A 5,874-nucleotide genomic window follows, 5' to 3' on the forward strand; every position below is an offset into this window, starting at 1 on the left:
GTCAGCGTTAGGCACGGTCCTTCGACGTCCTATGCCGCCGTTCGTCAGCACTGGGAAAGCTGCCCGCATTCGCTGGCCAAGGGCGAGGATTTCGTTCTCTACGCCATTCTCGATTTCATCGTCGACAACTACATGCCGGTGCTCGAGCAGATCGAGGACGAAGTCGAGGTGATCGAGGATAGGGTTCTGTTGAAGCCAATGACCGGCCCTGACATCGAGCGGCTCTATATGCTGCGCCGCGATCTCTTGCGCCTGCGCAATGCAGCGCTTCCGCTGGTCGAAGTCTGCCGACGGTTGACCAGCGCCGAGCTGCCGCAGATCCATACAGCCATGCATCCGCTGTTTCGCGACGTGACCGATCACATCCGCACTGTCCAGGAAAAGATCGACAGTCTGCGCGAGGTGCTGGCGTTCGCTTTCGAAGCCAGCCTGCTGGTCGGCCAGAGTCAGGAAACGGCGATCTCCAAGAAGCTCGCCTCATGGGCCGCCATTCTGGCGGTGCCGACGGCGTTCGCCGGCATCTACGGTATGAATTTCAGCGACATGCCGGAACTGAAGATGGAGTACGGCTACCCGATGGTGCTGACCACGATCGCGCTGATCTGCGCGTTCCTCTACTGGCGGTTTCGCAAGAATGGGTGGCTGTGAAGATAGGGCAGTAGGGCAGTAGGGCAGTAGGGCAGTAGGGCAGTAGGGCAGTAGGATGGCATTTCGTGAGCGCAGCTTTCCGCACTCATACTGCCCTACTGCCCTACTGCCCTACTCCCTATTCCCTTGCCTACCGGCTCCGCCGCCGCTCCGATGCCGGCTGGAACGCCACGCGGGCGTGATACTTGCAATAGGGCCCGGTTTCGGCGGCCTCGTTGCCGCAGAAATGGAAATCCTCCGAAAGCGGATCGCCGTTCGGCCATTTGCAGGTCCGCTCAGTCAGCTCGACGAGTTGCAGATGCCGCGAGATCGGCAACACGACATTCTCGACCGGGCGGATGTAGTGGCGTGCCACCGGTTCGGCATCGAACTGCGTCTGCAAGGCCGTCGCGCCGATCGACGTCGTGACATGGCGTGCCGCGGTTGCGGCGCGTGACACCGATTTCTGAACGGTCGATCCTTGCGCCGCCTTCTTTTGGCGTGCCGGCGTGGCGGTCGAGCGTCCGCGGCCCGACAGTTTCAGCCGGTGCACCTTGCCGATGACCGCGTTGCGGCTGACCCCTCCAAGCTGTGCAGCAATCTGGCTCGCGCTCAGACCCTCCGACCACAGTTTCCTGAGAAGTTCTACCCGCTCGTCAGTCCAGTTCATGACCGCGCTCCTCTAAGCGTGCGGCAATCGGAATCCCTTACCGACCCGGCAACATTTGCCGGGGCAGACACCACATATATCTGGTGATTAGGTCCGCCGCACGAAATCTAGTTATTTCTCGACTACAACTACTCTATCCGCTGACTCGGTGACAAGAGTCCCAAGTGCAACACGAATCGGTTTTTTCGGTTTTCCCCAACTTGCCCGGTCGCTTATGAGCCGGCGTCTCGTTAGGGGGCTTGCCGCGCGCCACTACGCGACGTTTTCGTTGACTTCATGGCCGAAAAACACGATAAGCCGCACAGGCCGCCGCTTTGGCGGCTTTTTGATTTTCCGGTACCGGAGACGCATATAATGAGCGGTTCGGCGCTTTACGAGACCTTTGCTCGCGCACCCCTGGCCTTCGACCACGGGGAGGGCACTTGGCTGATTACCGACAAAGGCGAGCGATATCTCGATTTTGCCGGCGGCATCGCCGTCAATTCGCTCGGCCACAGCCATCCGCATCTGGTCGCCGCACTCACCCAGCAGGCCGCCAAGCTCTGGCATGTTTCCAATCTCTATGAGATTCCGGGGCAGAGCCGGCTCGGCGAGCGGCTGGTCGACGCCACTTTCGCCGACAAGGTGTTCTTCACCAATTCGGGCGCCGAGGCGCTGGAATGCGCAATCAAGACGGCGCGCCGCTACCAGTTCGTCAACGGACACCCCGAGCGCTTCCGCGTCATCACCTTCGAAGGCGCCTTCCATGGCCGCACGCTGGCGACCATCGCGGCCGGCGGCCAGTACAAATATCTCGAAGGCTTCGGTCCCAAGGTCGAAGGTTTCGATCAGGTCGGTTTCGACGACATCGACGCCGCTGAAAAGGCGATCACGCCGGAGACGGCCGCCATCCTGATCGAACCGGTGCAGGGCGAGGGCGGTATCCGTCCGGTGCCGACGCAATCGCTGAAGCGGCTCAGGCAATTGTGCGAGCAGCACGGCCTGCTGTTGATTTTCGACGAGGTCCAGTGCGGCATCGGCCGCACCGGCAAGCTGTTCGCGCATGAATGGTCAGGGGTTACGCCAGACATCATGGCGATCGCCAAGGGCATTGGCGGCGGCTTCCCGATGGGCGCCTGCCTTGCCACGGATGAAGCGGCCGTCGGCATGACCGCAGGCGTGCATGGCACCACGTTCGGCGGCAACCCGCTGGCGATGGCTGTCGGCAACGCCGTGCTCGATGTCGTGCTGGAAGACGGCTTCCTCGAAGATGTCCAGCGCAAGGCGCTGCTGCTGAAGCAGGGGCTTGCGTCGGTCGCCGACGAGTTTCCCGAGGTCATCGAGGACATCAGGGGCGCGGGGCTGATGCTCGGCCTCAAATGCGCCATGCCCAACACCAAGGTGAACATGGCATTGCGTGATCAGCACCTGCTGGCGGTGCCAGCCGGCGACAACGTCATTCGCCTGCTGCCGCCGCTCACCGTCACCGATGCTGAGATCCACGACGCGCTCAACCGCATCCGCGCCGGCGCCAAGGGCCTGGCGGAGGCGATCGCCTCCGCCGCCGCGAAGTAATCCGGAACCATTCCTGATGTCAGTTCGCCATTTCACCGACCTTTCCGCCGTCTCTGAAGGCGATCTGCGCTTCATGCTGGACGACGCGGTGGTGCGAAAAGCCCGTCTCAAGGCCGGCGAGCGGACAAAGCCGCTCGAAGGCAAGGTGCTGGCGATGATCTTCGACAAGCCGTCGACACGCACGCGCGTCTCCTTCGACGTCGGCATGCGCCAGCTTGGCGGCGAGACCATCATGCTGACCGGCACTGAGATGCAGCTCGGCCGTTCCGAGACCATCGCCGACACCGCCAAGGTGCTGTCGCGTTATGTCGATGCGATCATGATCCGCACCACCTCGCATGAGCGGCTGCTGGAATTGACCGAGAATGCCACCGTGCCGGTGATCAACGGACTGACCGACGACACCCATCCTTGCCAGTTGATGGCCGATATCATGACCTTCGAAGAGCATCGCGGTCCGGTCGCCGGCAAGACCATCGCCTGGACCGGCGACGGCAACAATGTGCTGCATTCGCTGCTCGAGGCCTCGGCCCGGTTCCGCTTCAACCTCAACGTCGCCGTTCCCGAGGGCAGTGAGCCCGCGCAGAAGCATATCGACTGGTCGCAGGCACATGGCGGCAAGCTGCACTTCACCCGCTCGCCCGAGGAAGCCGTCGATCAGGCCGACTGCATCGTCACCGATTGCTGGGTGTCGATGGGCCAGGAGCATCGCGCCCGCGGCCACAACGTGTTCTCGCCGTACCAGGTCAATGCCAAGCTGATGGCCAGGGCCAAGCCGGACGCGCTGTTCATGCATTGCCTGCCAGCGCACCGCGGCGAGGAGGTGACCGACGAGGTCATCGACGGACCGCATTCGGTGGTCTTCGACGAGGCCGAGAACCGGCTCCATGCCCAGAAGGCCGTGCTCGCCTGGTGTCTTGGCGCATGAAGTGTCTGGGAGCTTGATCTGCGGGGGTGTGATGCCTATTTGCGCCGCATCACGCAAATCAAGCGCGTTTCGACGCATGCGCCCCGGAGGGCGGCATGGCCGCGCCCTGGAGCTTTGTCATGTTGGAAACCTATCAAGTGACTGAACATCACCCCAAACTCGGCGAATTCGGCTACGCCGGCGACGATCACGTCGTGCCGTTCGAGGTCGGCCCGCTCGATGTACGCGGCCGCACCGTCCAGCTCGGGCCGATGCTCGACGCCATCCTCGGCCGCCACGATTATCCCGAGCCGGTCGCCCGCCTGCTGGCGGAGGCCTGTGTGCTGACGGTACTGCTCGGCACATCGCTCAAGTTCGAGGGCAAATTCATCCTGCAGACCCGCACCGACGGGCCTGTCGACATGCTGGTCGCGGATTTCTCCACGCCCTCGGCATTGCGCGCCTATGCGCGTTTCGATGCCGACCGGCTGGAGGCGCTGGTCGCGGCAGGCGAAACGTCGCAGCAGACCCTGCTCGGCAGTGGCGTGCTGGCGCTGACCATTGACCAGGGCGCTCATACGCAGCGCTATCAGGGTATCGTCCAGCTCGATGGCGAGACGCTGGAAGATGCGGCACGCACCTATTTCCGTCAGTCGGAGCAGATTCCGACCGATCTCAGGCTGTCGGTGGCCAAGTTGCTGACGCCCGGCCCCGGCGGCGCCCGCGAGCAGTGGCGCGCCGGTGGCATCCTGGCGCAGTTCCTGCCGCAGTCGCCCGAGCGCATGCGCGTGCCGGATCTGCCGGGTGGCGATGGCGATCCGCGCGAGGAGATCCACGATCCGGCCGACAATTCCTGGCAGGAGTTGCTGGCGCTGCTCGGCACCATCGAGCCGACCGAACTGATCGACCCGACGATCGGCGCAGAGCGGCTGCTCTACAGGCTGTTCCACGAGCATGGCGTGCGCGTCTTCGGCGGCGTTCCTGTCGCCGACCAGTGCTCGTGCTCTCGGGACAAGATCCGCGGTATCCTCGAGGGTTTTTCCGCCCAGGAGATCAAGGACAGCACCGAGGACGGCGGCATCCACGTCGCCTGCGAATTCTGCTCGACGCAATATGACTTCGACCCAGCGGAATTTACTGCTCAGTAGAGAAATCCTTCCTTCCCGTTTACGGGGAGAAGGTGCCCGAAGGGCGGATGAGGGGCAGCGCGAACTTTGGCGAATGGCCGCGCGTTGTCCACTCGGACGTTGTCGTGCATGGGAGATAATCTTCTGGGCTCGGCGCCGCCCCTCATTGCCCTGCCGGGCATTTCTCCCCGTATAGTGACGGGGAGAAAGATGCTAATTCACCGTCCGCCGCGTCCCCGGCAGGTCGAGTGAGAAGGCGGGGATGGCGATGTCGAACGTCTCGCCCCGCTTGTTGCGCATCGTGTAGTGCCCGACCATGATGCCGGATGGTGTCGAGAGCGGGCAACCGGACGTGTATTGGTAGCTGTCGCCAGGATTGAGTTCAGGCTGGTCGCCGACGACGCCGGGGCCGCGTACCTCCTCGACCCGGCCGGTGCCGTCGGTGATGTGCCAATAGCGCGACAACAGCTGCACGAAATCGTCCGACTGATTGTCGATCGTTATCTGATAGCCCCAGACATAGCGGTTCTCTGAGGGATCTGAGCGGTCCTCTAGATAGAACGGCCTGACCTGCACTTCGATATTGCGCGTGACGGCGCTGTACATAAGCGGCTCCAAAACGATCCGGTAACTTTCGGCGCTCCACGCGGGCTGGTCAACGGTGCGCATCCTGTTATTGCGGCCTCTAATGCATGTCGCCCAAAAGTGGCCTCGGTTTTGGGAAAACGACATGCATAAAAACAAGGACCTAAAGCGCGTCGCCTGAATCCGTTCAAACGCGACTCGCTTTAGCGGCAGGTGGCGGGAAAGAATGTCATTTAAGTGACACATGACAATGATGGTGTGCGCCGACCAGTGCCGCGCGACTCGGGCGCTCTGTCGAACTGTTGAATCGGCCGTCCTGCGGACCGGTTTTCTGGAGTGACCGGATCTCGATGGAACTCACTCTCATAGCCGCCACGCTTTCGACTGCTCTCATCCTCTCAAAT

Annotated in this window: 6 protein-coding genes; 4 read left to right on the forward strand and 2 right to left on the reverse strand. The window is 62.5% G+C overall.

The features are described 5' to 3' along the window. On the forward strand, positions 1-648 hold a 648-nt coding region (locus tag EN993_RS29780), incomplete at its 5' end, for a magnesium and cobalt transport protein CorA (RefSeq protein WP_164757894.1). A gap of 130 nt (positions 649-778) precedes the next feature. Here the strand turns inward: EN993_RS29780 and EN993_RS29785 are convergent. Further along, the gene (locus tag EN993_RS29785) at positions 779-1,297 is read right to left on the reverse strand and encodes a GcrA family cell cycle regulator (protein WP_126067634.1); all 519 of its coding nucleotides are present in this window, start codon (positions 1,295-1,297) and stop codon (positions 779-781) included. 354 nt (positions 1,298-1,651) lie between these two features. Between EN993_RS29785 and EN993_RS29790 the strand changes: the two genes are divergently transcribed. The 3 genes from EN993_RS29790 (at position 1,652) to EN993_RS29800 (ending at position 4,906) form a co-directional block, all read left to right on the forward strand. After that, positions 1,652-2,851: an aspartate aminotransferase family protein gene (locus tag EN993_RS29790; protein WP_127265575.1), complete on the forward strand. Its 1,200-nt coding sequence runs from the start codon at positions 1,652-1,654 to the stop codon at positions 2,849-2,851. Positions 2,852-2,867: 16 nt separating this feature from the next. Beyond that, complete coding sequence (gene argF, locus EN993_RS29795) at positions 2,868-3,779, forward strand: ornithine carbamoyltransferase (protein WP_056588317.1); 912 nt, start codon at positions 2,868-2,870, stop codon at positions 3,777-3,779. Between the two features lie 95 nt (positions 3,780-3,874). Further along, positions 3,875-4,906: an Hsp33 family molecular chaperone gene (locus EN993_RS29800; RefSeq protein ID WP_109666535.1), complete on the forward strand. Its 1,032-nt coding sequence runs from the start codon at positions 3,875-3,877 to the stop codon at positions 4,904-4,906. A gap of 192 nt (positions 4,907-5,098) precedes the next feature. Here the strand turns inward: EN993_RS29800 and apaG are convergent, their stop codons facing one another. Further along, positions 5,099-5,491: a Co2+/Mg2+ efflux protein ApaG gene (gene apaG, locus EN993_RS29805; RefSeq protein ID WP_013533640.1), complete on the reverse strand. Its 393-nt coding sequence runs from the start codon at positions 5,489-5,491 to the stop codon at positions 5,099-5,101. Positions 5,492-5,874: the final 383 nt, after the last annotated feature.

The organism is Mesorhizobium sp. M7D.F.Ca.US.004.01.2.1 (assembly GCF_003997785.1).
Classification (GTDB): domain Bacteria; phylum Pseudomonadota; class Alphaproteobacteria; order Rhizobiales; family Rhizobiaceae; genus Mesorhizobium; species Mesorhizobium loti.

What these genes read in the sequence shown, in the direction of transcription:
- argF (WP_056588317.1), top strand. Translation starts at nt 2,868, where the DNA reads ATGTCAGTTCGCCATTTCACCGACCTTTCCGCCGTCTCTGAAGGCGAT.
- EN993_RS29785 (WP_126067634.1), bottom strand. Translation starts at nt 1,297, where the DNA reads ATGAACTGGACTGACGAGCGGGTAGAACTTCTCAGGAAACTGTGGTCG.
- apaG (WP_013533640.1), bottom strand. Translation starts at nt 5,491, where the DNA reads ATGTACAGCGCCGTCACGCGCAATATCGAAGTGCAGGTCAGGCCGTTC.
- EN993_RS29800 (WP_109666535.1), top strand. Translation starts at nt 3,875, where the DNA reads ATGGCCGCGCCCTGGAGCTTTGTCATGTTGGAAACCTATCAAGTGACT.
- EN993_RS29790 (WP_127265575.1), top strand. Translation starts at nt 1,652, where the DNA reads ATGAGCGGTTCGGCGCTTTACGAGACCTTTGCTCGCGCACCCCTGGCC.